Source organism: Mycobacterium sp. E1715 (assembly GCF_001667625.1).
Lineage (GTDB): Bacteria > Actinomycetota > Actinomycetes > Mycobacteriales > Mycobacteriaceae > Mycobacterium.
Genome location: NZ_LZJJ01000449.1, coordinates 1 through 26,785 on the forward strand (window position 1 = coordinate 1; position 26,785 = coordinate 26,785).

The following is a 26,785-nucleotide window of genomic DNA, read 5'->3' on the forward strand; positions in this document are numbered from 1 at the left end:
CCGGTGCGGTACATACGCGCTCCGGGACCGCCGAAGGGGTTGGCCACGAACCGGGAAGCCGTCAACCCGGCGCGGCGCACGTATCCGATCCCGACGCCGCGGCCCGCCAGGTACAGCTCACCGACCACACCGGCAGGCACCGGCTGCAACCACTTGTCGAGGACGAACATCGCCGCGCCGGAAATCGGTGAACCGATCGGCACGACGCCGGTTCCGGGGGTCAGCGGCTTGCTGATCGAGGCGCACACCGTGGTTTCGGTGGGGCCGTAGGCGTCGAGCATGACCCGCCCTGGCGCCGCCCACCGCTCCACCACGTCGGCCGGGCAGGCCTCGCCGGCCACCACCAAGGCGGTGGACTCGAGGCCCTCCGCCGGCAACATCGCCACCGAGGACGGGGTTTGCGTCAGCACGCTGACCTTTTCGGCGGCCAGCAGGTCGTGAAGCTCGTCCGGGGAGCTCGCCACGGACTCGGGCACCACCAGCAATCGGCGCCCGCGCAGCAGCGCGCCGAAGATCTCCCACACGGAGAAGTCGAAGGCCGCGGAATGGCATTGCGTCCACACCTGCCCCTTGGGCAGGCCCTCGTCGAGCGACTCGATCAGCCACGTGACGTTGAGATGAGGAATGGCAACGCCTTTGGGGGTTCCGGTGGTCCCGGAGGTGTAGATGATGTAGGCGACGTTCTGCGGCGCCGGCGCGGGCAGCGCCGTGCTGGGCTGCGCTTCGACGGCCGGGTCGTGGACGTCGACGACCAGCAGGTCGTGCCCGTCCAGCCGCGACCGCAGGTCCGCCGTGGTGATCACCGCGCAGGGCGTCGCGTCGGAAAGCACGAACTCCATGCGCGCGGCCGAGTGCGCCGGGTCGATCGGCACGTAGGCCGCACCCGTCTTGAGCACGGCGAGCATGGCCACGATCGCGTCGGCGCAGCGCGGGAACATCACCGCCACGCAGTCGCCCGGGCCCGCCCCGTGGCCGGCCAGCAGATGCGCCAAGCGGTTGGAAGCCTCGTCGAGTTCGGCGTACGTCAACGACTTGGCCGCGCAGGTCACCGCCAGCGCCTCTGGCGATCGCTGCACGTGTTCGGCGAACGCGACCGGGATGGAGACGGGCCCGGGCACCGGCTGGGTCAGGGCCGCCCGATTGCTCCACTCGTCGAGCCGGGCCGGCTCGTCGGCGGCGAGAAGGTCGACCGAGGACAGCCACCGCTCCGGGTCGGCGGTCATCTCCTCCAGCACCTGCTGCATGCGCGCCGCCAGATCGGCCACGCCGAAGTCCGCGAACGGTTGGCCCGGTCCCGCGGTGCTGAGGAAGAGTTGGTCGCCGGCGCCGAGGAAGAACAGGCTGAAGTGCCCGACGGGCCCATGGTTGGTGTAACTCGCCGTCGCCGGCGAACCGGCGAGGTCCAGCGTCAGCCGCATCGGAAGGAAGTTGATGCCGACCCGGTTCGCCGCCTGCCGCAGGCCGTCGCTCTCGAGGGTGTGCACCGGGAACCGCTGGTGGTGCAGCAGCTCCCGGATTCGGGTGTCGACGTGGTTGCAGAAGTCGGCGACGGTGGCGGTGGGCGACGTGTCCAGCACCAGCGGCACCACCCCGGCGAACATGCCGGGAAGCGTTTTCGACTCTTGGCTCACCCGGCGGCTCACGGGAAAGTCGAGCGCGACCTGCGAGCCGCTCCCCGACCAGGCCCGCACCAGGAGCGCGCACGCCGCGGTGGTGACCGAAAACCGACGGATGCCCAGCTTCTTGGACAGCTCCTTGATCCGGGTGGTGACGGACGGGTCCAGCTGGACGGACGCGGACGGCGAATAGTGGTCTTTGCCGCTGGTGGCCTCGGCCGGGCGATCGACCCACGCGGTCTCCGGTGGGAGGTTGTTGCTCCAGTACGCTTGGTCTTCCTGGTAGTCGGAGGAAGCCTCGTATCCCGACTCCAGGTCGACCAAATCCTGCGCCGAGCCGAAATACGCATCGGGAATGGGCTTTCCGGCCATCATGGCCGAATAAATTGTGGCAACGCGACGGGCCACCAGCGCCATACCCAATCCGTCGATTGCTATGTGGTGGCAGCAACCGAACAAATAAAACTCGTCAACCCCGGTTTGGAATAGCACGAATTGGAACAGCTGCCCGTTCAAGTCCATGGGCGTCCGCTGGATCGACGACGCCATCGCGCGGGCTTCCTGCACGGGGTCGGGCAGGGAAGTCAGGTCGTGGAAGGCGAGCTCGACGTCCGGGTAGTCGATCGGCTTCTGGACCACGTGGCCGTCGACCTCGAAGAACGAGACGCGGCCGGCCTCGGCCTCCGCGACGGTCTGGGTGAGGGCGCGCCCGAGGGCATCGCGGTCGACCGGACCGTCGATCCTGATCAAAAGCCCGAGCTGCCACTCCGTGCCGACGAAGCCCGTTTCCTGCGAAAGCCAGATGTCGAGCTGTCCGCGCGTCAGCGGAAGTGTGTGATCACCAACTCCCATCGACTCCCCCAAAGCTCCATCCGCCCCATACCCCGACTCGTTACTGGTCAAAACCCCGGCCCGTTGCGAGCTTGTCTCGCAGGCTCTTTGGCCGAATGTCGGGCCAGTTCTGTTCGATGTACTCCAAACATGCAGCGCGATCGGCCTCGCCGTAGACCACTTTCCAGCCGGCTGGAACGTCGGCGAAGGCCGGCCAGAGGCTGTGTTGCTCCTCGTCGTTCACCAAGACGAAAAAACTGCCGTTGTCGTCGTCGAACGGATTGATGCTCACAGTTCTCCAAGCTGCTAGTTGACATGAGTGGAACGGTTCCAAACCATACGGGAGCCACTAGCGCGCGTCCGTGGTTTGGACAAAGTTCCCGGGGTGACCCGTCAGGCTCTTAACGCGCCCTAAAGATTGGGCTGGTACAGGGCTGCGCAGCGGCCGTCGTTGGCTGCTGTGACCTGCAGTAATGGCTCACCGATGCGGCTCGCGATTGGGCAAGGTCGGCCTTCAAGGACGATGGAATTTTGGGTGCTTGTCGTTGACGAGGATACCGGCGCTCGAGCCCCCGGGAAAATCACGACGAGGCGCGCCCGTTCCGGTGGCCCGAGGCGCCACGAGAACGGACCCGACGACCACCCAGAAGAGGCCCAGGCCGATGCCTGGCGGCCCGCGGCCGAAGCAACGCCGCGGAACCCATTGACTATGGGCGCCGAGCGCCGTTAGCTGGCTAGGGCCGCCGGCCAGTCGGCGGCCCTCGGCGGGGGGAAATATCCGAGCGGACCATCCGGGACGGGCGATCTAGAAACAGCCGTTAAGCACGCGGTATGCATTACGATCCCGTATCTCCTGAACGAAGGGCTGATACGGAGACCGCTGGCGTGGTTTACTCATCAAGACCTGGTCGCGCTCCCCGGGGGGCGGGGCTCGTAAGAGGTGCCGGAGCACGACTAGTCTGCGACGTACACCGCGATCGATGTACCGCAGTCTGGTCTCGCGATCCGCATGTAACAGTTTGTTCGGGCCGGCGGATATGGCAAGAGACGTCAGAAACGGGTAGAAGGGGGTGCGGTGGTCGATCCCGACGTGCGGGCCCGGCCCGATATCGCCATCACGAAAGGCCGCGACATCAGTCAACAGTCTGACCGCCGACGCCGTTTTTCGCCCTTTGCTCGTCGATCTTCCGATGAGGTCGGCGCGGTTCGCGCGCCTCGGGAAAACCGGCGGACTCGGCGAGCGGGATTGTTCAGAGCTCTCAAGCACTTATGGATTCCAATGGTCATCGTTGCCGTTGTCGCCGCCGGCGGTCTGACCGTTTCCCGCTTGCACGGGATATTCGGATCCGAAAAGCGTCCTTCTTACGCGGACACCCGGCAGCAGGACACCAAACCCTTCAACCCCAAGCACGTTAAATACGAGGTTTTCGGACCTCCTGGCGCGATGGCCGACATCAGCTACTTCGACGCGAACGGCGAGCCGAATCACATCAACGGCATCCATCTTCCTTGGACGTTCGACATCGCGACCACCCTCCCTTCGATCGTGGGAAACGTTGTCGCACAGGGCGATAGCGACACCTTGGGGTGCCGCATCGTGGTGGATGGTGTGGTCAAAGCCGAGAGGATCTCACACGAGTTGAACGCGTTCACCTACTGCGTGTTGACAGCGACATGAGCAATCAAGAATTGGATACGGAACGGGCCTCGCGGCCATTCTTCGCGCGGATGATCCACCGATTCTCCGTGCCGATCATCTTGGGTTGGTTGGGTATCGCGGTGCTCATCAGCATCGGCGTTCCGTCGCTGGAACAGGTTGAGGCGGAGCACGCGGTATCGCTGAGCCCGATCGGCGCGCCCTCATTCAAAGCGATGGAGCGCCTCGGTCAGGACTTCAAGGAAACCAACTCCGGCGCGTTGGCAATGATCCTGCTGGAAAGCCAGCAGCCACTCGGCGACGATGCGCACCACTACTACGACCGTTTGGTTCGCCTTCTCGAAGACGACCACAAGCATGTGCAGCACGTCCAAAACTTCTGGGGCGACCCGATCACCCGGGGGGCGGCGCAAAGCCAAGACGGCAAGGCCGCCTACGTGCAGGTCAATCTGAATGGCACCCAGGGTGGCAGTCAGGGTGACGAATCCGTCGCGGCGGTCCGCAAGATCGTGCAGCGTGCGGACCCTCCGCAGGGCCTAAAGGTTTATGTCACGGGCCCTGCGCCGATCGTCGCGGATATGAACATCGCCGGCCAGAAAACGGTCATGTTGGTCACCGTTGCGAGCCTGGCGGTCATCTTTATTACACTGCTCCTCGTCTATCGGTCGGTCGTCACCGTAATTCTGTTGCTACTGATCGTCGGACTCGAATTGCAGATCGCCCGGGGAATGGTCGCATTGCTCGGCCATTTGGGGATTGTTGGCCTCACCACTTTCGCCGTCAACCTATTGGTAGCAGCGGTAATCGCGACGGGAACCGACTACGGGATATTTTTCGTCGGCCGGTATCAAGAAGCCCGGTCGGTGGGCGAAAGCCGCGAGATGGCTTTCTATACGACCTTCGGCAGCGTCGCCAAGGTGGTGTTGGCGTCGGGTCTGACCATTGCCGGGGCGGTGCTGTGCCTCAGCTTCACCCGGCTCCCGTATTTCCAGCCACTGGGCATCCCCTGCGCCGTCGGCATCGCGATAGCGGTGCTCGTCGCGCTGACACTGGGGCCGGCGTTGCTTGCCGCCGGCGGCCGTTTCGGTCTGTTCGAAGCGAAGCGGCCCATCTCGACGCACCGATGGCGACGGTTCGGCACCGCGATTGTTCGGTGGCCGGCGCCGATCCTGATCGCATCGTTGGCGATCGCGCTCATCGGGTTGTTGACCCTGCCGAATTACAAACCCAGCTACGACGATCAGAAATTCATACCGCAGAACATTCCGGCCAACGTCGGGTATGCGGCCGCAGAACGGCACTTCCCTGGCTCGCGAATGATGATGCCGGAAATTCTCCTGGTCGAGACCGATCATGATTTGCGAAATCCAACGGACATGTTGGTGATCAACAAGCTGGCCAAGGGCGTCCTCGCCGTTCCGGGAATTTCGACGGTGCAGACGGTCACCCGGCCCGAAGGGGTCCCGCTCCAGCACACGACCATTCCGTGGATCATGAGCATGTCCCAGGCGAGCCAACTGCAGAACATGGCATTCCAGAAAGACCGGATGGATGACATGCTCAAGCAGGCCGAAGAGATGGGCAAAATGATCGCCATCATGGAGCACATGGTGAGCCTGATGCGTGAGTTGGTGACCACCACCCATCAGATGGTCCGCACAACGCACGAAATGCAAGACATCACGTCGGAGTTGCGCGATCGCATTTCCGATTTCGAGGATTTCTTTCGGCCGCTTCGCAGCTACTTCTATTGGGAACGACACTGCTACGACATTCCGGTCTGCTTCTCGCTCAGATCTATCTTCGACGCGCTTGACGGCGTCGACGAGATCAACGACAAGTTGAAAGCCCTGGTCGAGAACCTCGATCAGCTGGATGTCATCCTGCCGCAGATGGTCATGGAGATCCCTCCGATGATCGAGATCATGAAGGGCATGCGCAGCATGATGCTGACGATGCACAGCACCATGTCCGGCGTCATGGGTCAGATGGATTCGAGCGTCAAGGATCCGAGCGCCATGGGGCAGGCTTTCGACGCGTCCCGAAACGACGACTCCTTCTATTTACCGCCGGGAATCATCGACGGCTCGGATGCCTTCAAGCGGGTGGAGAAGGTGTTCATGTCGCCCGACGGCAAGGACTTCCGGCTGCTGATTTCGCAGCGCGGGGACCCGGCGACGCCCGAGGGTCTTTCGCGGGTCGAGGCCATCAAGACGGCGGCCGAGGAGTCGCTGAAGGGCACGCCCCTGGAAAACGCCAAAATCTATCTCACCGGCACCGCGGCGATCACCAAAGACTTGGTAGACGGCTCCAAGTTCGACCTGTTAATTGCCGGCGTGTCCGCGCTCTGCCTCATTTTCATCATCATGCTGATCATGACGCGCAGTTTCATTGCGGCCATGGTGATCGTGGGAACGGTCTTGCTCTCGTTGGGGGCGTCATTCGGCCTGTCCATCCTCGTCTGGCAGAACCTGCTCCACGAACCGCTGCACTGGACCGTGCTGTCCACCTCGGTGATCGTCCTCCTAGCGGTGGGGTCTGATTACAACCTGTTGTTGGTGTCCCGCATGAAAGAGGAGCTGGGCGCCGGCATCAACACCGGCATCATCCGTGCAATGGGCGGAACCGGGAAGGTGGTCACGAACGCGGGTTTGGTGTTCGCCTTCACCATGGGGTCGATGGTGGTCAGCGACCTGCGCAGCATCGGCCAAGTGGGCACGACCATCGGCATGGGCCTGCTGTTCGACACGTTGGTCGTCCGCGCGTTCATGACCCCGTCGGTTGCCGCGCTGCTGGGGCGCTGGTTCTGGTGGCCGCAGCGCGTACGGCCCCGGCCGGCGAGCGCCCTGCTCAGGCCCACCGGACCGCGCCCGTTGGTGCGCTCCTTGCTGCTGAAAGATTCGCGATAAGTGGCGGGCTTTCACGTCTGGTCGGGGGCGGGGACGGCATGAGTAACCCGCGCCCGGGTGCCTTCTCTGCATCACGGACGATCCGCAGGCTCGCGCTGCTCATCATTCTGGGCTGGGTGGCGTTCACGCTGCTGGTTTCGTTCTGTGTTCCGTGGCTCGAAACGGTCGGGCGGGAGCATTCAGTCCCGATGGCCCCGCAGGACGCTCCGGCGGTGCAGGCGATGCAGCGGATGGGCAAGGACTTCAAGGAGTCCGACTCGGACAGCTTCGCGATGCTTGTCCTGGAGGGCCAGCAGCCGCTCGGCGACGATGCGCACGCGTACTACGACCGGCTGGTCCGCGAATTAAGGGCGGACACCAAACACGTCGAGCACGTGCAGGACCTCTGGGGCGATCGGCTCACCGCGGCGGGCGCGCAAAGCCCGGACGGTAAAGCCGTGTACGTCCAGATGAATCTCGCCGGTAACCAGGGCACCACGCTGGGCCAGGACTCGATTGCATCCGTCCGCCATATCATCGCGCGGACACCTCCGCCCCCGGGCTTGCACGCCTATGTCACCGGGCCGGCGGCGCTCGTTTCGGATATGCAGCACGCCGGTGACAGTTCCATCCTGAAGATGACCCTGATCGGCGCGGTGATCATCTTTACGGTGTTGATGTTCGTCTACCGGTCGGTCTTCACCGTGATTTTGCTGCTGATCACGGTCGGGATCGAAGTGTTTGCGGCACGGGGGGTTATCGCGTTCCTCGGCGACAACGGCGTCGTCGCGCTCTCCACGTTCGCCATCAACCTGCTGGTGGCCCTCGCCATGGCGGCCGGCACCGACTACGGCATCTTCTTCTTCGGAAGGTACCAGGAGGCGCGCCAGGCGGGCGAGGACCGGGAGACGGCTTTCTACACTACGTACCGCGGTGTGGCGCCCGTCGTCCTGGGTTCCGGTCTGACGATCTCCGGAGCGATGCTGTGCCTGAGCTTCACCCGGATGCCCATCTTCCAGACCATCGGTGTGCCGTGCGCCGTGGGCATGCTCGTTTCGGTCCTGATCGCGCTGAGCCTGGTTCCTGCGGTCATCACCGTCGGCAGCGGATTCGGGCTCTTCGACCCCAAGCACTACATCGGCTTCGGCCGATGGCGCCGGGTCGGGACCGCGATCGTCCGCTGGCCGGTGCCGATCCTGGTCGCAACGATCGCGGTCGCGCTGGTCGGCCTGGTGACCCTGCCCGGCTATAAGACGAGCTACAACGACCGGGCATACATCCCCAAGGACATCCCGGCGAATGTCGGTTACGCCGCGGCCGATCGCCATTTCTCGCAAGCACGAATGATGCCGGAAATCGTGATGATCGAGGCCGATCACGACATGCGCAACCCCGCGGATTTCCTCGTGTTGCACCGCCTGGCCAAGGGAATCTTCCAGGTTCACGGAATCTCGCGCGTGCAGGGCATCACTCGGCCCGAGGGCACGCCGATTCAGCACACCTCGATCCCCTTCCTGCTCAGCATGCAGCAGGCGATCATCCACCAAGACATCAAATACATGCAGGCCCGGATGGACGACCTCGTAGTCCAGGCCGACATGTTGGCCGAGCAGATCAAGCACATGAAGCGCATGTACGAGCTGCAAAAGCAGATTACCGCCCTGACTCATGACTCGATCGCCAAGACGCACGAGATGTTCGAGGTAGTTAGTGACCTTCGGGACGACCTATCGAATTTCGAGGATTTCTTCCGACCGATAAGAAGCTATTTCTACTGGGAACGCCATTGCTACGACATTCCCATCTGCTGGTCATTGCGCAACATTTTCGAAACGCTTGACGGTGTCGACACGCTGAGCGACAAGATGAAAGAGCTCCTCGTCCATCTCGATCACATGGACTTGATCTTGCCGCAGCTGCTCGAGCAGTTTCCGCCGATGATCGCGATGTCCGAGGACATGCGGCAGATGATGCTGACGAATCACAGCACCATGTCCGGAATCATCGGCCAGATGGACAGCAACGACAAGGACACCGTCGCCATGGGCGAGGCGTTCGACGCTTCCAAGAATGACGACTCGTTTTATCTGCCCCAGGATATTTTCGAAAATGCGGACTTCAAGAAGGCGATGAGCCAATTTTTGTCTCCGGACGGAAAAGCGGCTCGGTTCATCATTTCCCACCTTGGCGACCCTGCCACGCCCGAGGGGGTGGCGCGTATCGACAAGATCCGGACGGCCGCGGAAGAGGCGCTCAAGAACACGCCGCTGGAGAATTCCAAAATCTTAATCGCCGGCACGGCGTCGACGTACAAGGACTTCCGCGACGGGTCCACCTACGACCTCTTCATCGCCGGCGTCGGTGCGCTCTGCCTGATTTTCATCATCATGCTCATCTTGACGCGAAGCTTCGTGGCGGCACTGGTGATCGTGGGCACCGTCGCTCTTTCCTTGGGCGCCTCGTTCGGGCTTTCGGTACTGATCTGGCAGTACATCTTCGGGATCAAATTGCACTGGATGGTGCTGCCGATGTCGGTGATCGTCCTCTTGGCGGTCGGCTCCGACTACAACCTGTTGCTGGTGTCCCGGATGAAAGAGGAACTGGCCGGCGGGATAAAGACGGGCATCATCCGCGCCATGGGCGGTACCGGCAAAGTCGTGACCAACGCCGGTCTGGTGTTCGCGTTCACGATGGCCTCGATGGTGGCCAGTGACCTGCGGATCATCGGCCAGGTCGGTACCACGATCGGCCTCGGTCTCTTGTTCGACACCTTGATCGTACGTTCCTTCATGACACCTACAATTGCCACGATCCTCGGACGGTGGTTCTGGTGGCCGCAGGTGGTTCGGCCCCGGCCGGCCAGCCTGATGCTTCGCTCCGAGGGGCCCCGTCCGCTGGTGCGTTCTCTCCTCCTGCACCGGGAGTTCGGCGAGGATGCACCGACGGCGGAATTGCCAAGGACTACCGTTTAGATGTCAATTCATTCACCCATGCCGCTGCGGCGGCCACGCGTTATTTGCTGTCGGCCGAAGATTTCACGGAGGAGCATGTACGACCAATCTGGCCGACGTGATGTCAGCACCATGAAATACTTCCTAACGTGAGCCAACTGGCAATCGAGGTTGTCGACCTAGCAAAGACTTTCGGCCGCGACACACATGCCCTCCGTGGCGTGAACTTCTCCGTTCCGGTCGGAACGGTCTGCGGGCTGCTCGGCCATAACGGTGCCGGCAAGACTACCACCATCAACATCCTGTCGACCCTGATTCGTCCGACCGCTGGGCGTGGCACCGTCGCCGGATTCGACATTGTCCGCCAGCCGGCGCAGGTGCGGGCAAGCATCTCGACGACCGGGCAGAAGAGCGCGATGGATACGTTGCTCACCGGCAGGGAGAATCTGATCCTGTTCGGCAGGCTGCGAGGCCTGCATCGCCGACAGGCAAAGGCTCGCGCCGAAGAGCTGATCGAGCAGTTCGACCTGGGCGCGGTCGCCGATCGTCTGATCTCCACCTATTCAGGAGGCATGTGGCGGCGCACGGACGTCGCGTGCGCCCTGATGGTACGGCCGAAGGTGCTTTTTCTCGACGAGCCGACCACCGGGCTCGACCCCCGCAGCCGCCGCGACGTGTGGTCACTCGTGAGCTCGTTGGCCGGGCAAGGAGTGACCGTACTACTGACGACGCAGTACCTAGAAGAAGCGGACCAGCTGAGCGACTCGATCGTCGTGATCGACCACGGGCAGGTGATCGCGAGCGGCACCGCCGAGGACCTCAAGCGCCGAGTAGGTGCCAGCTATTGCCAGGTGAGCCCCGCTGATCCCGCCGACCTGCCGCGGATCGCGACGGCGCTGGCCGGGTTCGAAGGGTTGGACGTCGACAGCGACACCAATTCGGTATCGGTGTTCGCCCCCGACGGGGTGGCGACACTGGCCGAGGTGTTTCGCAGGGTCGATGCGCTGGGCATCGAACTCGCCGACATCTCCTTGCGCAAGCCCTCATTGGATGAGGCTTTCCTGCATCTCACCGAACGGACCGTGGCTCGGCCATGAGCGGCCTCGCTGCCCTCACCGAACGTTCGCTGATGTCCTCAGCACGCGACGGGGGCCTGATCTTCGAGCTGGTGTCACCGGTCGTGTATTTGGCCGGCTTCACCGTGGCGCTGCACGGCCTCGTCGACACCGGCCACGTGAGCTACGCGCAGTACTTGCTGCCCGCGGTGGTCGTCCAGTCGATGATCTTCGTCGCGCTGATGACGGCTGACCGCGCCGCCCGTGACCACTTGTCAGCGTTCGGCGAGCGGTTACGAACGCTGCCGATCGCCGCGGCGACGCCTGTAAGCGCCCGTGTAACCGCCACCATGATGCGTGGCATCCTCGCCCTCTCCGTGTCGATGGCAGCCGGCTACGCGTTCGGATTCCGGATGACCGGCGGAATCAGCTCCGCGGCAGCCTTCATGCTCATCGCCTTGCTGCTGTGCTTAGCCGTCGCGCTGGGCGCCGACGCACTGGGTTCGCGGTCGAAGAGCCTGCAGGGCGCGAGCTATCTGCTGTTCGTTCCCCAGCTGCTGTTGTTCATGTTGTCCACCGGAATCGCCCCCGAAAAGGCGTTTCCCGGCTATTTGCGCCCTTACGTGCGCAACCAACCGGTGTCACAGGTCGCCGAGACGCTGCGCGGACTGGGCGCCGGGCACCTATCGACCAGCAATTTGGCGGCGAGCCTGGCCTGGTGTGTCGGGATGGTCGTGATCTTTGGGGGCATCACGCTACGAATGCAACGGCGAGCAGGATGACATCGGGAACACGAGTGCAGGGCTCGCTTCTGGCCCAGAGCTGGGTGCAGGCTGCTCGGCTTCTGACTAAATGGCGGCGTGACCGAGCCGTGTTGATGGGGTCGCTGCTCCTGCCCATCGGCCTTCTGCTGCTCTATCAAGCGGTCTTGGGCGACCAGGTGCGTCGGATTACCGGCGTCGAAAGCATCTACGGGCTGGTCCCGACGTGCGCGGTGCTGTCCGCGCTGTTCGGCGGCTTAGCCAACTCCGTTGGAATTACGGATGACCGCCAGTCGGGGCTGATCAGCAGAATGTGGATGTTGCCTGTACACCGCGCCAGCGCGCTGACCGGGCGGCTCACGGCGGAGGCCACGCGCGTACTCATCGGCACGATCCTCATCACCGCCCTCGGAGTCACCATGGGGCTGCGCTTCTCACACGGCTGGGTCTCGGCCTTGTTGTACGTACTGATTCCGTCGGTCGTGGTTGTCGAGTTCGCAACGCTGGCAATGGCCCTCGTTATCCGCACCAACGGCCGCGCCATGACCACCTGGTTGGCGGGCGGCACCGTCGCGATCGCCTTTCTCAATCCTGGCACCACTCCGGTCGGGCAATACCCGAGTTGGCTTCAAACATTCGTCCATGTGCAGCCGATTTCCCCGCCCATCGAGGCGATGCGATCACTCGCCCACGGCGGCCCCATCCTGTGGCCCGTTGCTATGACGCTGATGTGGGCGGTCGCGTTCCTTGCCGCCTTCTTTCCTTTAGCGGTCCGCGGGTACCGGATCGCTGCGGAATCCAACGCGTAAGACGTTGCGCCCCTTGGGCATCCGAGATCATGGGCAGTGCGATATCGCGGACGTCCCACCTCGTCCTCTAGCGGGAGGTATCGATCAAACTTCAGGGTGAGACGAAGGCCTAAAGGTGCCAGCACAACTACACGGCTGGTTCCAGACTCGCCGGGGGACGATGAGATAACCAAGAGATCGTGGATAAACCGTCGACACATCCGAGGCCGAGAATCTGGACGAAAGGCGCGAACGGCATGCCCCATCTCCCCCTCACGATGAGCAAGGGCTGTCCTGATTCACTCACCCGTGACTCCAGATGCTTGCCGTGCGTTGGATGCCGCCCGGTACCTGATCAGGCGCGAGCGGACCGCCAATTTGCGGTTTTCCTTGTCTTTCAAGAAAGCCAGCATTCTGCTGCAGGTCTCCCATGCCGCCACCCAGAAGTACATGGGGAGCCGTTTCCTGAACTCCCTGTCGACCCCCTCCCGCATGCTGAGGCCGGTCATATCGTTGTAGCGCGCGACGACGATATCCATGTACTGGGTTACTAGGGCTGGATTGGAGAAGCACCGGATGTTGAAGTCCCAGTCGGCCCACACCGGGTAGCGCAGGTTGTACGGGCCGATCCCGGCGAAGAGCTTGCGGCGGTAAAAGATCGATTGGTGGCAAAGGTTCGTTTCGAACAGCAGGCGGTCGAGGTCGAAGGCGCCGGCGTGGCGAGTCTCGGTTGAGCGCATGATGACGTCGCCATACACGAGGTCACTGGTTTCATGGTCGCGAATGAAGGTTGCCACGCGGGCCAAGGTGTCCGATTCGTAAAGAGTGTCGTCGGCCCCCAGGAACAGTAGCCACGCTCCCGTCGCGATCTCGACGCCGCGGTTCATGGCATCGTAGGGGCCTTCGTCGGGGCCACTGTGAACGACTAGGCGGGCGCCGAGCGTGGTACCGAAGCCCCGCGCGATCTCGAGGGTTTCGTCCGTCGACCCGCCGTCGACGATAACCACTTCGAATTCGTCGTAGGTCTGGTGGACGATACTTTCCAGGCAGGCTCGGATTGTCGCCGCTGCATTGAAGGTGGGCACGATGATCGAAAACAGTGGCGCGGTCATGGCCCCTGTCACGTTAGCAGCGGACCGCCCGGTGTTCGTCTTCTTCGAACGATCTCCGTCCAGGGGTTGCTCGCTGGGTCACGCCTGCCGTTTCGTCACGGGGTGACGGCCGCACGCGCAGTCAATCGTCGCCGCGGAAGAAAATGCCGTCGGCCTGGAGCATCCGCCCATTGCGCGGATCGGTGAATCCCGGCAGCAGGCCCGTGAGTACGAAACCCATCGAATACACACGTTCGAGCGATTCATGAATGAGCATGTCGCCCTGGTACAACGGCAGGAAGGACAGTTCGAGCTGCATGCCGACGCAGCGGTCGTTCACCGTTTCTTTTGCGCCCGCGAGCACCTCTTTCTCGAATCCCTGGACATCGATCTTGAGAAACATCACGTCGTCGGGTTTCAGAAATTCAGGGGCCAGGGAGTCCAGCCTATGTATGGGCACTTCTTCTGTGCCGACATAATTCGCAGGCGGGAAGGCATCCTGATGACTCTTCAGCATCGGCAAGACGGAACTGCTTGCGCCGGCGTTCCCTGCGACGTTGATCGTTATTGTCTGTTCGGCGTCACCCAACGCGCATTGCCGGCAATCCCACAATGGATCGCTGGCAGCTTTGCGTTGCAACTGAGAAAACGCTTCAGACAGAGGTTCGAACGAGACAATGCGGCCCTTGTATCCCGCACGCCGCAACGACGCGCCGAATTGCCCCGAGTTCGCCCCGACGTCAATAACGACATTTACCTTCAAGGCTTCGAGTTGATTGATTAGCAGGCGTTTGCGATCGAAGTGACGCAGCGTCTCCATACTGACGTTGCGAGCGATCAAGCGAACATTGCGAAAGAATTCCACCGCGCCACATTAGCACGCGAATATGCGCGGAGGAGAACCTTGGCGATGCTGAATCTGCCCGGCTGCCCGGCCGTTCGACCCACCGGCCGGACGGGCCACCACCATGGCAACGGTCAACGCACGTCGGCGCCGGGATGTGCCGGCCTCATCCACGCGGACCGATTCGTTTAAGGCGCGGGATGCCGCCCGTTCACTGCCTCACCGCATCCGCGTTCGCTCGGTACCAGGACACAGTTGCTTCAATACCGCTCTGCAGCGTAATGCTGGGCAGCCACCCCAAATCCTGCAACAATGAGACGTCGAGCAGCTTGCGCGGCGTCCCATCCGGTTTCGTTGCGTCCCAGCGAGTTTCGCCCGTATACCCCACCGCCGCGGCGACCATCTCGGCTATCTCATTGATGGAATGGTCGATGCCGGTACCCACGTTGACGTGGCTGGGACCATCAAAGTGTTCCAAGAGGTAGAGACACGCGCTTGCCAGATCGTCGACATGCAGGAGCTCACGCCGCGGTGTACCTGTCCCCCAGTTGGTCACCTCGGGCGTGCCACTGGCTTTGGCCTCTTCATACCTGCGAATGAGCGCCGGGAGCAGGTGGGAGCCCGAGGGAGAGAAGTTGTCACCCGGCCCATAAAGGTTTGTTGGCATCGCCGAAATCCATGCCAGGCCGTATTGGCGCCTGACCGCCTGGACCTGGAGAATGCCGGCTATCTTCGCAATTGCGTACGCGTCATTTGTGGGCTCCAGAGGGCCGGTCAACAACGCATTTTCGGGAATAGGTTGCGGAGCGTACTTCGGATAGATGCAAGAGGACCCGAGAAATAGCAGCCGCGGCACCCGTGCGGCGACGGCGGCGTCGAGCATATTGACCTGAATCTGCAGGTTTTCGGATAGAAAATCGGCCGGATAGCTGTTATTGGCCATGATGCCGCCCACCCGGGCCGCGGCATCGACAATGACCTGCGGCCTCGACTCCAGAACGAAATCGAAGGTTGCGGAGCGATCCTTGAGGTCAAGTTCGGAGTGTGACCGCGTGAGGAGGTTCGTGAATCCCTCGGCTTGAAACCTTCGCACCAAGGCAGACCCGACCAGTCCGCGGTGACCCGCGATATATACCGGCGCTGCGCGGTCAAGCATCCCGATCGTTGTGTTCATCGCCCCATCAGCTCCAGCCGGGCAGGGTTGGCTTGTCGATCCACGGCCTGCCGTCGCACTCCAACGCGGCCATGTCCGCGTCGACCATGATCCGCGCCAGTTCGCCGGTGTGCACCGAGGCCTTCCACCCGAGTGACTGAGCGGCCTTGGTCGCGTCGCCTATCAGCGAATCCACTTCAGTGGGCCGTAGGTAGCGGTCGTCGAACTTCACATACTTCTGCCAGTCGAGTCCGACATGATCGAATGCGGTCTGCGCGAACTCGCGCACGGTGTAGCCGCGCCCCGTCGCAAGGACGAAGTCTTCGGGCTCGGGTGCCTGCAGCATCCGCCACATCCCTTCGACGTATTCTGGCGCGTATCCCCAGTCGCGCACCGCGTCGAGATTGCCGAGGTAGAGGTCCGACTGGACTCCGGCCTTGATACGCGCAACAGCCCTTGTGATCTTTCGAGTCACGAAAGTCTCACCACGCCTTGGCGATTCGTGATTGAACAGGATGCCGTTCACCGCGAATAAGCCGTACGCCTCTCGATAGTTCCGCGTCGCCCAATAGGAGTAAACCTTCGCCGCCCCATACGGAGACCGCGGATAGAATGGCGTCTGCTCGTTCTGCGGTGGTGGCGATGCGCCAAACATCTCCGACGAAGACGCTTGGTAAAACCGGCAATTCACGCGCGAAAGGCGGACGGCTTCAAGCAGTCGGATCGAGCCCATACCGGTGGTGTCGCCGGTGTGTACCGGCTCGTCAAAGCTGACGCGCACATGTGACTGCGCCGCAAGGTTATACACCTCATCGGGGTCAATGGTGCTGAGCAGGGTGACCAGGCGGGTGCCGTCGGTCAGGTCGCCGTAGTGCAGGAACAGCCGTGCGTCCGGTTGGTGTGGATCCACGTAGAGGTGATCGATCCGCGAAGTGTTGAACGTCGACGCTCGACGGATGAGCCCATGAACCTCGTACCCTTTACTCAGGAGGAGTTCGGTCAGATACGAGCCGTCCTGTCCAGTGATTCCTGTTATGACTGCTCGCTTCATTCACTTTCCGTTCCCGTCAATGCCTGCTCGTCACCGCGTGTCCTGCTCCCACTTATCGCGGCCGTTCTCACTCCTAGTAGTGCTCGTAAGGCTGCAAAGGATGGGTTGGCTGCGGACTCATGTGGCATGCACTTGGCGGCCGCCAAGACCGCGTGTCCGCCGGGTATCAAAGTACATCACCTGCTCGCCGTGCGAAGCGATCTCGCGGAGGCCGCTTACGACTGCTCAAACCGCGACTGCGGCCGCCGACCCCCGCTACCTGACGTCGAGCTGCTACCGGACAATGACGCGCCCGAACGCAGGCATGCCCTCGTCCTATGCGACGTTCGTCTCGCTCTGCGGCGCGGCGTCGCGTGTTGACTTCCCCTTGGCCAGCTTCGCTTTCGCGAATTTCAGTGCGTTGAAAGCGGCAAGATCTGCTCTAACCAAATATTCCTTCACGCATAGGTAAGCCCAAGATCCCCGGCGACCCCCCATGGGGTAGTAGCCATACATGTCCCACAGCCGGCGAATATTTTTGTGATGCTCACGAATAGGCTGTGTGGAACCGGGTCCTGTGACGTCAAAATTACACACCACGCGGTCAATCGTAATTGGAGGTTGCAGCATCGCGGCTCGATAAATAAACAATTGGTCAGCCTCGAGGCCAAATTCCAGGTCGTAACCGCCCAATTTCTCTACGAGCGATGCTCCAAAAAAAGTTGCTTGATGCGCAACCGTCGCGCCAAGGAGAAATTTTCGCGTGTCAAATGGCATGTAACCGTACGGGCGAGGGAAAAGGACCTCGCCATCAGGACCTACCAGGTTGTTCTTCCCATAGCCCCAGACGTCGCGAACTGCTCCGTGGTCGGAGATCGCCTCGACGACAGCTGCCACCGCATCTTGATCGGAAAAACAATCCGTGGAATGCATGAACCACAACAAATCACCGGATGCGTGAGCAATCCCCTGATTCATCGCGTCGTATCGTCCACTGTCAGGCTGGGACTGCCAGTATGCGAAGCCAGGCTGACATCCGGACAGGTAGGCCACGACGGCCTCTCCCGATCCGCCATCGATGATGATGTGCTCGATTTTTCCCTGATAACGCTGGGCGCGCACGCTCTCGACCGTGCGCTTTAGCCCGTCGAGATCGTTGAATGTAATAGTTATCACCGAAACGGTCGGAGCCGATGTCACGGATATCTCCCTTCCGCTTGATTGATCGCTCGCGTTGATGTCGGGTCATCGTCGCACGGAACCTGCAGTCAACCAAAGCTACGACGGCCCACTGTCACTCCTGGCGAGTTCCGCAAATGTATCGCGGCTGGGGACGCGGTACGCGCCCATCAGCCTACATAGGTGTTTTGCTAGCGGCCGCGAACGACTCCATGGGAATCGCGCGTGCGACGCGCGCGCTTCCGGCAATATAGGCGGCGACCGGTCGGGACACGAGGGGATGATCTTGAAGATTTCGGTGATCGGATCGGGCTACGTCGGCCTCGTCACGGGCGCCTGCCTTGCGGACAGCGGCAACGACGTCGTCTGCGTCGATATCGACCAGGCCAAGATAGACCTACTGCTCGCAGGCGGGATTCCGATCTTCGAACCTGGACTGGCGGAACTGATCGCTCGGGCCCGGGAGAACGGCCTCATCGACTTCACCAGCGACCGCCGGCGCGGGATCGAACATGCCGACGTCATATTCATCGCCGTTCCGACGCCGATGGGTGAAAACGGCGCGGCCGACCTCACCCATGTCTATGCGGTAGCCGACGATATCGGGACGTATATGGACCGCTACAAGGTCATCGTCGACAAGTCCACCGTGCCGATTGGCACCGCCGAGGAAGTTCGAGCGATTATCGAAGAGAAGACCAGGCACGACTTCGATGTCGTCTCCAATCCCGAATTCCTGAAGCAAGGCAAGGCGATCACGGACTTCATGCAGCCCGACCGCGTCGTCATCGGAAGCGATTCGAAACGCGCCCTCAAGATCATGGAAGAGCTATACGAGCCATTCCTGCGCACCTTCCATCCGCTGATCGCCACCGACATCAGGAGTGCCGAGATGGCGAAGTACGCAGCTAACTGCTTTCTAGCCGCCAAGATCTCCTTCATCAACGAGATGTCAAACTTGTGCGAGAAGGCCGGCGCGGATATCTCGGCGGTGCGCGAGGCGATCGGTGCCGATAGCCGGATTGGCTACGAATTCCTATTTCCTGGGATCGGCTATGGCGGCTCCTGCCTACCGAAAGATGTTCGGGCCCTGCTGCATACGGCCGATCGCTTCGGTTCGCCCATGCACCTCCTGCACGCGGTCGAACATGTCAACAACGAGCAAAAGGCGACTCTCGTGTCCAAGATCATCAGCCGATTCCGTGGCGAGTCTCCCGAGAAGGGCCTACAGGGGCTGCGCATTGGGCTCTGGGGATTGAGCTTCAAGCCCCAAACTGACGACGTTCGCGCCGCCCCCTCGCTGGTCATCGCGAAGAAGCTGGTCGAGTCTGGCGCAACGGTGCGGGCCTTCGATCCTGAAGCAACCGAGCAGGCGAAAAAAGTGCTCGGCGATTCGATCGAATATGCCGGAAATATGTACGAGGCCGTCGAAGGCGCGGATGCGCTGCTGCTCATCACGGAGTGGAAGCAGTTCCAGCGACCGTCGTGGCAGCGTGTGAAATCGGCGATGCGCGGCAACGTCGTTTTCGACGGCCGCAACGTCTATGACCCTGATTACCTAAAAGCGGAGGGGTTCGAGTACTACGGCATGGGCCGGAACTAGGCAGACGACGCCGACCGTAGCTCACCCGGCGAGTCGAACCCCACTGACGACGATTCGCCTCGATGGTTGCTAAACCAGTTTCGCAGCGTCAGCACATATTTCAGCCACAACACCCGCCGAGATCGGATTATCGAGATTCCGCCTCCCGAGGCCGTAAGATTGGGCCCGTGACGACAACGCCACCGATCATCTTCCTCGTCTTCAACCGCCCGGATACCGCCCGACAGGCCTTCGAGGCCATCCGGGCCGCGAAGCCAGAGAAGCTCCTGGTGATCGCGGACGGCGCCCGCCCGAATAAGCCTGGGGAGGCGGAGAAGTGCGCGGCAACGCGCGCGATCATCGACGAAGTCGATTGGGACTGCGAGGTTCACAGGAACTTCGCGGACAACAATATGGGCATCTGCCATCGCATCTCCTCGGGCATAACCTGGGCCTTCGAATTCGTCGACAGGGCGATAATCCTCGAGGACGACTGCATTCCAGACCCGTCCTTTTTTCCCTATTGCGCCGAACTCCTCAACCGCTATGAGGACGATGACCGGGTCATGATGATCTCGGGGAACAACCACCTATTTGGCCATGCCGAGACCAAAGAGAGCTATTACTTCTCGCGATATCCGCACTACTGGGGATGGGCCACGTGGAGACGCGCATGGGAGAAGTACGACCTCAACATGACCCAATGGCCCGAGATCAGGGATCGCAAGCTCTTCGACCAATACTTCGCGAAGAGGAGCGAACGTTACTATTGGGAAGCCATCTTCCATCTCGTTTACGGCGGTAAAGTCGACACCTGGGCCTGGCGCTGGGTCTACAGCATCTGGGCGAACTCGGGCCTTTGTGCTACTCCGGCACGCAACCTGGTCCACAACATCGGGTTTCAGGCCGATGCCACACACACGCACACGAAGTGGGATCAGGTCTACTCATTGCTGGTCGCCGAGGAAATGAGCCTGCCACTTACCCACCCGGTGACCGTCTTGGCCAGCTCTGACAAAGATCAGCTGGAGGCAAGACTCAGGGTTGCTTACCATTCGACGGGCCTCCTGTACGTCTGGAATCAATTCCAGCTCTTCAAGACGTTGGTTCGGCGGACGATTCGGTATACCAAGAGCCGCTTGGCAGCTCGTCATAGCGGCAGCGATTCCCCACACCTAGTGGATTTGCCGGTTCAGTGAACTCGCGCATCTCGCTTGAGCCTTGACGAAGTGCTATCGGCGGCCGGTAGAAAGCTTGACCCCAGTGCCTGCACCGTCTCTGCGGCTAGCGGGCGTTCTTACGAACCCGGTCGGCCGACACGACGAAAGGCCAGCACCTTCAGCGAAACGCCCATCGACAACGGACACGCCAGGGACAATGACCGACACCCCGCAAGTCGCTGATGCACTGCAACACGGCGAGGATTCGCGATGAGATTTGCCCTGGCCAGTTATGGAACTCGCGGCGACGTCGAGCCTTCCGTCGCTGTCGGGCGGGAACTGTTGCGCAGGGGCCATGAGATTCAGATGGCCGTGCCACCCGAGCTCGTAAGCTTCGCCGAGTCGGCCGGCCTAGCGGCGGCGCCGTATGGGCCGCAGGTGCAGGACTTTCTGAACGAGGAGTTTCTTCGCAACATGTGGAGGGACTTTTTTCGCAGCGCCTGGACAATCCGCGGCCCGGTCAGGGTAGTTCGCAGGGTGTGGGAGCCGATCATCCGCTACTGGAGCGACGTGAGCAGGACGCTCACCTCGGTAGCCGATGGAGCGGACCTGCTGACCACTGGCCTGAACTTTGAGCAAGCCGCCGCCAACGTCGCGGAGCATTACGACATTCCGCTGGCCACGCTGCATCATTTTCCGATGCGAGCCAACGGCGAGCTCGTTCCGAGCGTCCCCGCGCCGGTGGTTCGCTCGACGATGACGGCGGTCGAATGGTTGTTCTGGCGCTCGACGAAGAAGACGGAGAACGCACAGCGCAGCGAACTGGAGCTGCCAAAAGCCAGGCGTCGCTCGTCCCGCCGGATCAGCCAACGCGGTTCCCTGGAGATCCAGGCTTACGACGAGGTCTGCTTTCCCGGTCTGGCGGCCGAGTGGGCGAAATGGGGTGATAGACGGCCCTTTGTCGGTGCATTGACGCTGGAGCTGACGACCGATGCCGATGAGGATGTGGCCTCGTGGATCGCCGCGGGTCCGCCGCCAATCTGCTTCGGATCGGGCAGCATAGCGGTCGAGTCTGCGACCGAGACGGTCGAAATGATCGCGAAGGCGTGCGCACAGCTCGGCGAACGGGCTTTAATCTGTTTCGGCGGAACCGATTTCAGCGATGCCCCTCAGTTCGACCACGTCAAGGTGGTGGGGGTGGTCAACTACGCGTCGGTCTTCCCCGCCTGTCGCGCCGTCGTCCACCACGGCGGCTCGGGAACCACGGCGGCAAGCATGCGCGCCGGCGTCCCGACGTTGATCTTGTGGAGCTCGGCCGACCAGCCGTACTGGGGAAACCAGGTGAAACAACTCAAAGTGGGTACTGCCCGCCAATTTTCACTGACCACCCAGGAGTCGCTGGTTGCAGACTTACGCCAGATCCTTGCCCCGGATTACGCGATCCGGGCCCGCGAGCTTGCCGCCCGGATGACCGCACCCGCCCTCAGTATCGCCAAAGCCGCCGACCTCCTGGAAGGTGCCGCTCGCCGGGAGGTCAAGAGATCCGGCGTCTAAATACGCCGGGTGTGGCGCGGGCACTTTTCGTCAGGGTTGCCGTCAGCCTCCGCCAACCCCTTGACTTCTGATGTATTCATTTGCGACCTCAGCTGATTGCGCATTCGGTCGGCTAACCGCAATTTGCATCCATTACGCGAGCCATCAGACAGTTCCAATAAATGTGACCGCCGGCGCCTTTTCGGCAGGCTCATTTCTTGCAGGGATGGCCGACGATGCAGGTAGCCGCTCACCGTGGCTTCGCCGAGCTGCGGCAGCCCGCAATGACCATTCGGGCGGAGCCGGACCTGCGCAGACGCATCGGACCTGCTGGCCAGCCGCTGGAAGCCGCCTACACCACTCCGCCGAATTAATGTTCGAGAAACTCAGGAGCCTATTGACGGCGTCCGTTCCGGTCTATGCTCATCACACGGTGGTCGCGATGTGAGATAGATGTGAGATAGGGGGCAGTATTGTCCGAGCGCAGTTGCCGGGTGTGCGGCGGTGATCTTCGGCAGGTCCTTGACCTCGGACGTCAGCCTGTCTCAAATGCCTTCGTCAAGGCCGAAGAGAGCGCCAAAGTGCCGTTTTTCCAACTGGCGGTCGGACTCTGCACGTCTTGCACAATGGTGCAACAGCTCGACGAGGTGCCACCGAACGAAATGTATCGCGCCGACTATCCGTATCGCGCGTCCGGATCCGCGCTCATCCGGAGACACGGCGAGGAAGTGGCGCGGCACATCATGCGAGCCTGTCCCGGTGGTGGGGACAGGTTTGTCGTTGAGATCGGCAGCAATGACGGGGTGATGCTGAAAACCCTGAGCGAAGCCGGAATACGGCACTTGGGTGTGGATCCGGCAGCCGGGGCGGGTGAGGTGGCTCGGGCTCAGGGCATCAACGTGCGCACCGATTTCTTCAACGCCCCAACGGCCGGAGAAATACGCGAAGAGCACGGACCCGCCCACCTGATCTATTCGGCGAACACGATCAGCCACATCTCCTACCTGGACTCGATCTTCCAGGGTGCCGACACCCTCCTGTCCCCCGACGGCCTGTTCGTCTTCGAGGATCGGTATCTGGGCGACATCCTCAAGCAGGTCTACTTCGACCAGATCTACGACGAGCACATTTATCTGTTCTCGGTCCGCTCGGTGCAGGCGACCGCCGCCCGGTTCGGCTTCGAACTCGTCGACGTCGAACACCTCCCGCTGCACGGTGGTTCGATCCGTTACACGGTGGCTCGGCCGGGTACTTCGGAGCCGACCGCGACCGTCGCCGAGTTCCTGGCGCGGGAAAAAGCCGAGGGGATTGCCGAGGAAGAGACCTTCGTTCGGTTCGCCGCCAACATCGATCGCATCCGCGCGGACCTCGTCAAACTGCTGCGCGACTTGCGTTCCGACGGCCGACGTGTCGTCGGATACGGGGCCACTTCACGGAGCGCGACGGTGATGAACTACTGCCACATCGGCCCGGATCTTCTTCCGATGGTGTGTGATTCGACCCCCGAGAAGCAGGGGCGTCTCACGCCCGGCTCCCAGATTCCGGTGTGCCCGCCGGAGGTCTTCTCCCACCCCTATCCCGACTACGCACTGCTGTTTGCATGGAACCACGCCGACGAGATCATGGCTAAAGAACGTGCCTTCCAGGAGCACGGTGGACGCTGGATTCTCTACGCGCCGGACGTTCACCTGGTCTGACGCATCCCGCCGTCAGGGTTTAGGAGCTATCTCCTTCAACTCGGCTGACGGTGGATCGTTCACCGATATGATCAGCCGCGGGCCGCACCCGCAAAGGCGTCTCAGTTAATTTTTCTGCGCTCGAACGGGAGGGATCGGCTCTTGTCAACATCCGTGCTCATCACTGGTGGAGCAGGATTCATCGGGTCCAGGCTGTCACGCCGACTCATCGAAGCAGGGCACGACGTCGCCGTCATGGATGTGCTGCTGCCGCAGGTCCATGGTCAGCGTCCAGTGGTCGACCTGCCGCCGTCGGTACGATTCTTCACCGGTGACGTCACCCACGCCCCCGACTGGGATGCCGTGCTTCGGCTGTTCCGCCCTACCCAGGTCGTCCATCTGGCCGCCGAGACCGGAACAGCGCAGTCACTGTCGGAGGCGACGCGGCATGGCGCCGTGAACGTGGTGGGCACCACCCAGCTTCTTGACGCCCTGACGCGCGCGGGCATCGTTCCGGAGCAGCTTGTGGTGGCATCGTCGAGGGCCGTCTACGGCGAGGGCGCTTGGCGCGCTGGAACACACGTGTTCTATCCGGGACCCCGCAGCCACGCGCAGCTGGCCGCGGGTAACTGGGATCCGGTAGGGCCCAACGGCGAAAGCGCCGTGCCCCTTCCCAGCCGCGCGGGGCGCACGGAGCCCCGCCCCACCAACGTCTACGGCGCGACGAAGCTTGCCCAGGAACACTTGCTGGCCGCGTGGACGGCCGCGCACGACACCAACCTCAGTGTGCTGCGGCTGCAGAACGCCTACGGGCCCGGTCAGTCGCTTACCAATCCGTACACCGGAGTGGTCCCATTCTTCGCCCGTCTGTCGCGCCAACAGCAGCCCTCCGAGGTCTACGAGGATGGGCGGATCCTCCGCGATCTCGTCTACATCGACGACGTCATCGATGCGGTGTTCGGGGCGGTACAGCAACCGGCCGACGGGTCACGATGCCTCGACGTCGGGTCAGGCGTCGCGACCAGCATTCACGAACTTGCCCAGAAGATCGCCGCCGTTTTCGGCGCGCCGGAACCGGTCGTCGTACCGAAATTTCGTGACGGTGACATCCGCGCCGCCAGCTGCGATATCGAGCCGGCAAAGAAGGACCTCAACTGGCAACCCACGTGGGCGCTCGACGAGGGCCTCCATGCGCTACTGCAATGGATTGACGAGCAGAGCGATATGCCTCCCGCGCAAAGCAATCTCGCGGGCGCATCCGGTCGTCCGTCGGAACGCGCCGGCCGCCAGTAACAGCGGCTGCCACCGCGAGCAACCCGGTACGCGACGCAGGCTGCCACCAGTGCGTGCAGTCTGCCTCGGTATCAGCACCGGCCCGAGAACGTGGATAATCTTGCCCTGGCAACCTGGTTCTAGAAAAATCCAAACGCGCAATGAGGCGTCGATTGGGCGTCTAGGCTCACCACCGGCAGTACTGGCATCCGAGACACAGGGGGACGGTTTTGACCGTGACCGAAAGCGACGTCCGATCTCTTTATCTGGACCAGATCCGACGCGATCTGACCAGGTACGGCATGGACCAGCTCGTGCCCGTGGGGTGGCCGCTGCAAATGCGCGCCAGCGTCGGGTGGTTGACGTGGCTTCCCTTTCTCAAGAACCGCAACTTGATGCTGGTCCGCAAACGTCCGTTCGACAAGCACGCACGCGACTTCGGCATGGACTGGCCGGCCGACGCGGAAACGATGATCGGAATGCAGCGGCTCACAAGTCTGCAGCACTGCGTCGAGACGGTGCTTAACGAAGACATTCCGGGTGATCTGGTCGAATGCGGCGTCTGGCGCGGCGGGGCCTCCATCTTGATGCGCGCGGTCCTGGCCGCGTACGGCGACAAGACCCGGAACGTGTGGCTGGCCGATTCTTTCGAGGGCGTCCCACCCCCGGACACCGTGAACTACAAAGAGGACAAGCTGCCCCGGTTTACGCTGGGTTTGCACCACGCTGCGCCAGTCCTGGCGGTCTCGCAAGACGAGGTCAAAGCGAACTTCGAGCGCTACGGGCTGCTGGACGACCAAGTCCGCTTCCTTCCGGGCTGGTTCAAGGACACGCTGCACAACGCCCCGATTGACCAGATCGCGGTGTTGAGGCTCGACGGCGATCTGTACGAGTCGACAATCCAAGCGCTCGACGGGCTGTACCCGAAATTGTCACCGGGGGGCTTCTGCATCATCGACGACTACAATCTCGAGGGATGCCGCAAGGCCGTCGCCGACTACCGCGCCAAGCACAACATATCCGCGGAGATCGTCACGATCGACCAATGCGGAGTCCTGTGGCGAAAGTAGTGACGGCCCGCACGACGTCTCTGACAGGCGGCGCCTTGGCTATCATCGGCGCCGGTATTCCGCGGTAGATGTGACTTCGGCGCGAGTTCCTCTCACTCGATCCCCACGCCATTACTCCCGACTCGAAGGCTAGAACCTTAGATGAAGTTTGTGCTGGCAAGTTATGGGACGAGAGGCGATATCGAGCCGTCCCTCGTCGTCGGCCGTGAATTGATGCGGCGGGGGCACGAGGTGCACATGGCGGTCCCGCCCGATCTGGTGGGCTTCACCGAGGCGGCGGGCCTCCCCACGGCCGCCTTCGGCCTGAACACGCAGACCTGGCTCGACGTGTACCGCAACTTCTGGACGTCTTTCTTCGGAGGCTTCTGGAAGCTTCGGGAGATGAGGGAGCTGTGGCGCGAGATGTGGGACCTCAGCGACCAGTGCTGGACCCAGATGAGCACGACGCTGACATCGCTGGCCGACGGGGCAGACCTGCTGCTCACGGGCCAGAGTTATCAGGAGGCCGTCGTCAACGTCGCGGAGTACTTGAACGTTCCGTTGGCCACGTTGCACCACGTTCCAGTGCGAGCCAACGGCCAGCTCGTTCCGCTGCCCGCTCCGCTGGCGCGCGCGTCGATGACCGCATTCGACTGGTTCGGTTGGCGC

The 26,785-nt window shown here is 62.1% G+C and carries 20 protein-coding genes; 13 read left to right on the forward strand and 7 right to left on the reverse strand.

Annotated features, from left to right (window positions below):
- Both A9X03_RS22240 and A9X03_RS22245 read right to left on the reverse strand, forming a co-directional pair.
- Positions 1-2,468, reverse strand: a 2,468-nt coding sequence (locus tag A9X03_RS22240) for an amino acid adenylation domain-containing protein (RefSeq protein ID WP_156746635.1), incomplete at its 3' end; no start/stop codon positions are given.
- A gap of 40 nt (positions 2,469-2,508) precedes the next feature.
- On the reverse strand, positions 2,509-2,739 hold the full coding sequence (locus tag A9X03_RS22245) for an MbtH family protein (protein ID WP_067753920.1): 231 nt from the start codon (positions 2,737-2,739) through the stop codon (positions 2,509-2,511).
- Between the two features lie 954 nt (positions 2,740-3,693).
- Between A9X03_RS22245 and A9X03_RS22250 the strand changes: the two genes are divergently transcribed.
- The 6 genes from A9X03_RS22250 to A9X03_RS22275 all read left to right on the forward strand — a co-directional run bounded on the left by A9X03_RS22250 (position 3,694) and on the right by A9X03_RS22275 (position 12,568).
- The gene (locus A9X03_RS22250) at positions 3,694-4,125 is read left to right on the forward strand and encodes an MmpS family protein (RefSeq protein WP_082974556.1); all 432 of its coding nucleotides are present in this window, start codon (positions 3,694-3,696) and stop codon (positions 4,123-4,125) included.
- Positions 4,122-7,013 carry an RND family transporter gene (locus A9X03_RS22255; protein WP_067753926.1) on the forward strand — a complete coding sequence of 964 codons (2,892 nt, stop codon included), beginning with the start codon at positions 4,122-4,124 and terminating at the stop codon, positions 7,011-7,013. Before A9X03_RS22250 ends, A9X03_RS22255 begins: the two co-directional genes overlap by 4 nt.
- Before the next feature lie 38 nt (positions 7,014-7,051).
- Positions 7,052-9,964: an RND family transporter gene (locus tag A9X03_RS22260; RefSeq protein WP_067753929.1), complete on the forward strand. Its 2,913-nt coding sequence runs from the start codon at positions 7,052-7,054 to the stop codon at positions 9,962-9,964.
- 128 nt (positions 9,965-10,092) lie between these two features.
- Positions 10,093-11,040 (forward strand): daunorubicin/doxorubicin resistance ABC transporter ATP-binding protein DrrA, encoded by a 948-nt coding sequence (locus A9X03_RS22265; RefSeq protein ID WP_067753932.1) that lies wholly within the window; start codon positions 10,093-10,095, stop codon positions 11,038-11,040.
- Complete coding sequence (locus A9X03_RS22270) at positions 11,037-11,780, forward strand: ABC transporter permease (protein ID WP_067753935.1); 744 nt, start codon at positions 11,037-11,039, stop codon at positions 11,778-11,780. The genes A9X03_RS22265 and A9X03_RS22270 overlap by 4 nt, the downstream gene beginning before the upstream one ends.
- The gene (locus tag A9X03_RS22275; RefSeq protein WP_082969740.1) at positions 11,777-12,568 is read left to right on the forward strand and encodes an ABC transporter permease; all 792 of its coding nucleotides are present in this window, start codon (positions 11,777-11,779) and stop codon (positions 12,566-12,568) included. The genes A9X03_RS22270 and A9X03_RS22275 overlap by 4 nt, the downstream gene beginning before the upstream one ends.
- 278 nt (positions 12,569-12,846) lie before the next feature.
- Here A9X03_RS22275 and A9X03_RS22280 read toward each other — a convergent pair whose 3' ends face one another.
- From A9X03_RS22280 to A9X03_RS28750, 5 genes are all read right to left on the reverse strand, one after another.
- On the reverse strand, positions 12,847-13,659 hold the full coding sequence (locus A9X03_RS22280) for a glycosyltransferase family 2 protein (protein WP_067754106.1): 813 nt from the start codon (positions 13,657-13,659) through the stop codon (positions 12,847-12,849).
- A 121-nt stretch (positions 13,660-13,780) separates the two neighbouring features.
- Entirely contained in the window at positions 13,781-14,503 is a 723-nt protein-coding gene (locus tag A9X03_RS22285; protein WP_067753938.1) for an FkbM family methyltransferase, read from the reverse strand.
- A gap of 190 nt (positions 14,504-14,693) precedes the next feature.
- Entirely contained in the window at positions 14,694-15,656 is a 963-nt protein-coding gene (locus tag A9X03_RS22290; RefSeq protein WP_067753941.1) for a GDP-L-fucose synthase, read from the reverse strand.
- A 7-nt stretch (positions 15,657-15,663) separates the two neighbouring features.
- Complete coding sequence (gene gmd, locus A9X03_RS22295; RefSeq protein ID WP_067753944.1) at positions 15,664-16,686, reverse strand: GDP-mannose 4,6-dehydratase; 1,023 nt, start codon at positions 16,684-16,686, stop codon at positions 15,664-15,666.
- Positions 16,687-17,001: 315 nt separating this feature from the next.
- On the reverse strand, positions 17,002-17,865 hold the full coding sequence (locus tag A9X03_RS28750; RefSeq protein ID WP_082969741.1) for a glycosyltransferase family 2 protein: 864 nt from the start codon (positions 17,863-17,865) through the stop codon (positions 17,002-17,004).
- A gap of 265 nt (positions 17,866-18,130) precedes the next feature.
- On the opposite strand from A9X03_RS28750, the gene A9X03_RS22300 reads away from it, so the two are divergent.
- The 7 genes from A9X03_RS22300 to A9X03_RS22330 all read left to right on the forward strand — a co-directional run.
- Complete coding sequence (locus A9X03_RS22300) at positions 18,131-19,447, forward strand: UDP-glucose/GDP-mannose dehydrogenase family protein (RefSeq protein ID WP_067754109.1); 1,317 nt, start codon at positions 18,131-18,133, stop codon at positions 19,445-19,447.
- Between the two features lie 167 nt (positions 19,448-19,614).
- Complete coding sequence (locus A9X03_RS22305; protein ID WP_231972821.1) at positions 19,615-20,625, forward strand: methyltransferase type 11; 1,011 nt, start codon at positions 19,615-19,617, stop codon at positions 20,623-20,625.
- Positions 20,626-20,856: 231 nt separating this feature from the next.
- Complete coding sequence (locus tag A9X03_RS22310) at positions 20,857-22,140, forward strand: glycosyltransferase (protein WP_067753947.1); 1,284 nt, start codon at positions 20,857-20,859, stop codon at positions 22,138-22,140.
- Between the two features lie 473 nt (positions 22,141-22,613).
- On the forward strand, positions 22,614-23,816 hold the full coding sequence (locus A9X03_RS22315) for a class I SAM-dependent methyltransferase (RefSeq protein WP_197504976.1): 1,203 nt from the start codon (positions 22,614-22,616) through the stop codon (positions 23,814-23,816).
- A 153-nt stretch (positions 23,817-23,969) separates the two neighbouring features.
- Complete coding sequence (locus tag A9X03_RS22320; protein ID WP_068263011.1) at positions 23,970-25,088, forward strand: NAD(P)-dependent oxidoreductase; 1,119 nt, start codon at positions 23,970-23,972, stop codon at positions 25,086-25,088.
- A gap of 215 nt (positions 25,089-25,303) precedes the next feature.
- Positions 25,304-26,137: a TylF/MycF/NovP-related O-methyltransferase gene (locus A9X03_RS22325; protein WP_068263015.1), complete on the forward strand. Its 834-nt coding sequence runs from the start codon at positions 25,304-25,306 to the stop codon at positions 26,135-26,137.
- 141 nt (positions 26,138-26,278) lie between these two features.
- Positions 26,279-26,785, forward strand: a 507-nt coding sequence (locus tag A9X03_RS22330; protein WP_197696125.1) for a glycosyltransferase, incomplete at its 3' end; no start/stop codon positions are given.

What these genes read in the sequence shown, in the direction of transcription:
- A9X03_RS22255 (WP_067753926.1), top strand. Translation starts at nt 4,122, where the DNA reads ATGAGCAATCAAGAATTGGATACGGAACGGGCCTCGCGGCCATTCTTC.
- A9X03_RS22260 (WP_067753929.1), top strand. Translation starts at nt 7,052, where the DNA reads ATGAGTAACCCGCGCCCGGGTGCCTTCTCTGCATCACGGACGATCCGC.
- A9X03_RS22270 (WP_067753935.1), top strand. Translation starts at nt 11,037, where the DNA reads ATGAGCGGCCTCGCTGCCCTCACCGAACGTTCGCTGATGTCCTCAGCA.
- A9X03_RS22275 (WP_082969740.1), top strand. Translation starts at nt 11,777, where the DNA reads ATGACATCGGGAACACGAGTGCAGGGCTCGCTTCTGGCCCAGAGCTGG.
- A9X03_RS22280 (WP_067754106.1), bottom strand. Translation starts at nt 13,659, where the DNA reads ATGACCGCGCCACTGTTTTCGATCATCGTGCCCACCTTCAATGCAGCG.
- A9X03_RS22290 (WP_067753941.1), bottom strand. Translation starts at nt 15,656, where the DNA reads ATGAACACAACGATCGGGATGCTTGACCGCGCAGCGCCGGTATATATC.
- gmd (WP_067753944.1), bottom strand. Translation starts at nt 16,686, where the DNA reads ATGAAGCGAGCAGTCATAACAGGAATCACTGGACAGGACGGCTCGTAT.
- A9X03_RS22310 (WP_067753947.1), top strand. Translation starts at nt 20,857, where the DNA reads ATGAGATTTGCCCTGGCCAGTTATGGAACTCGCGGCGACGTCGAGCCT.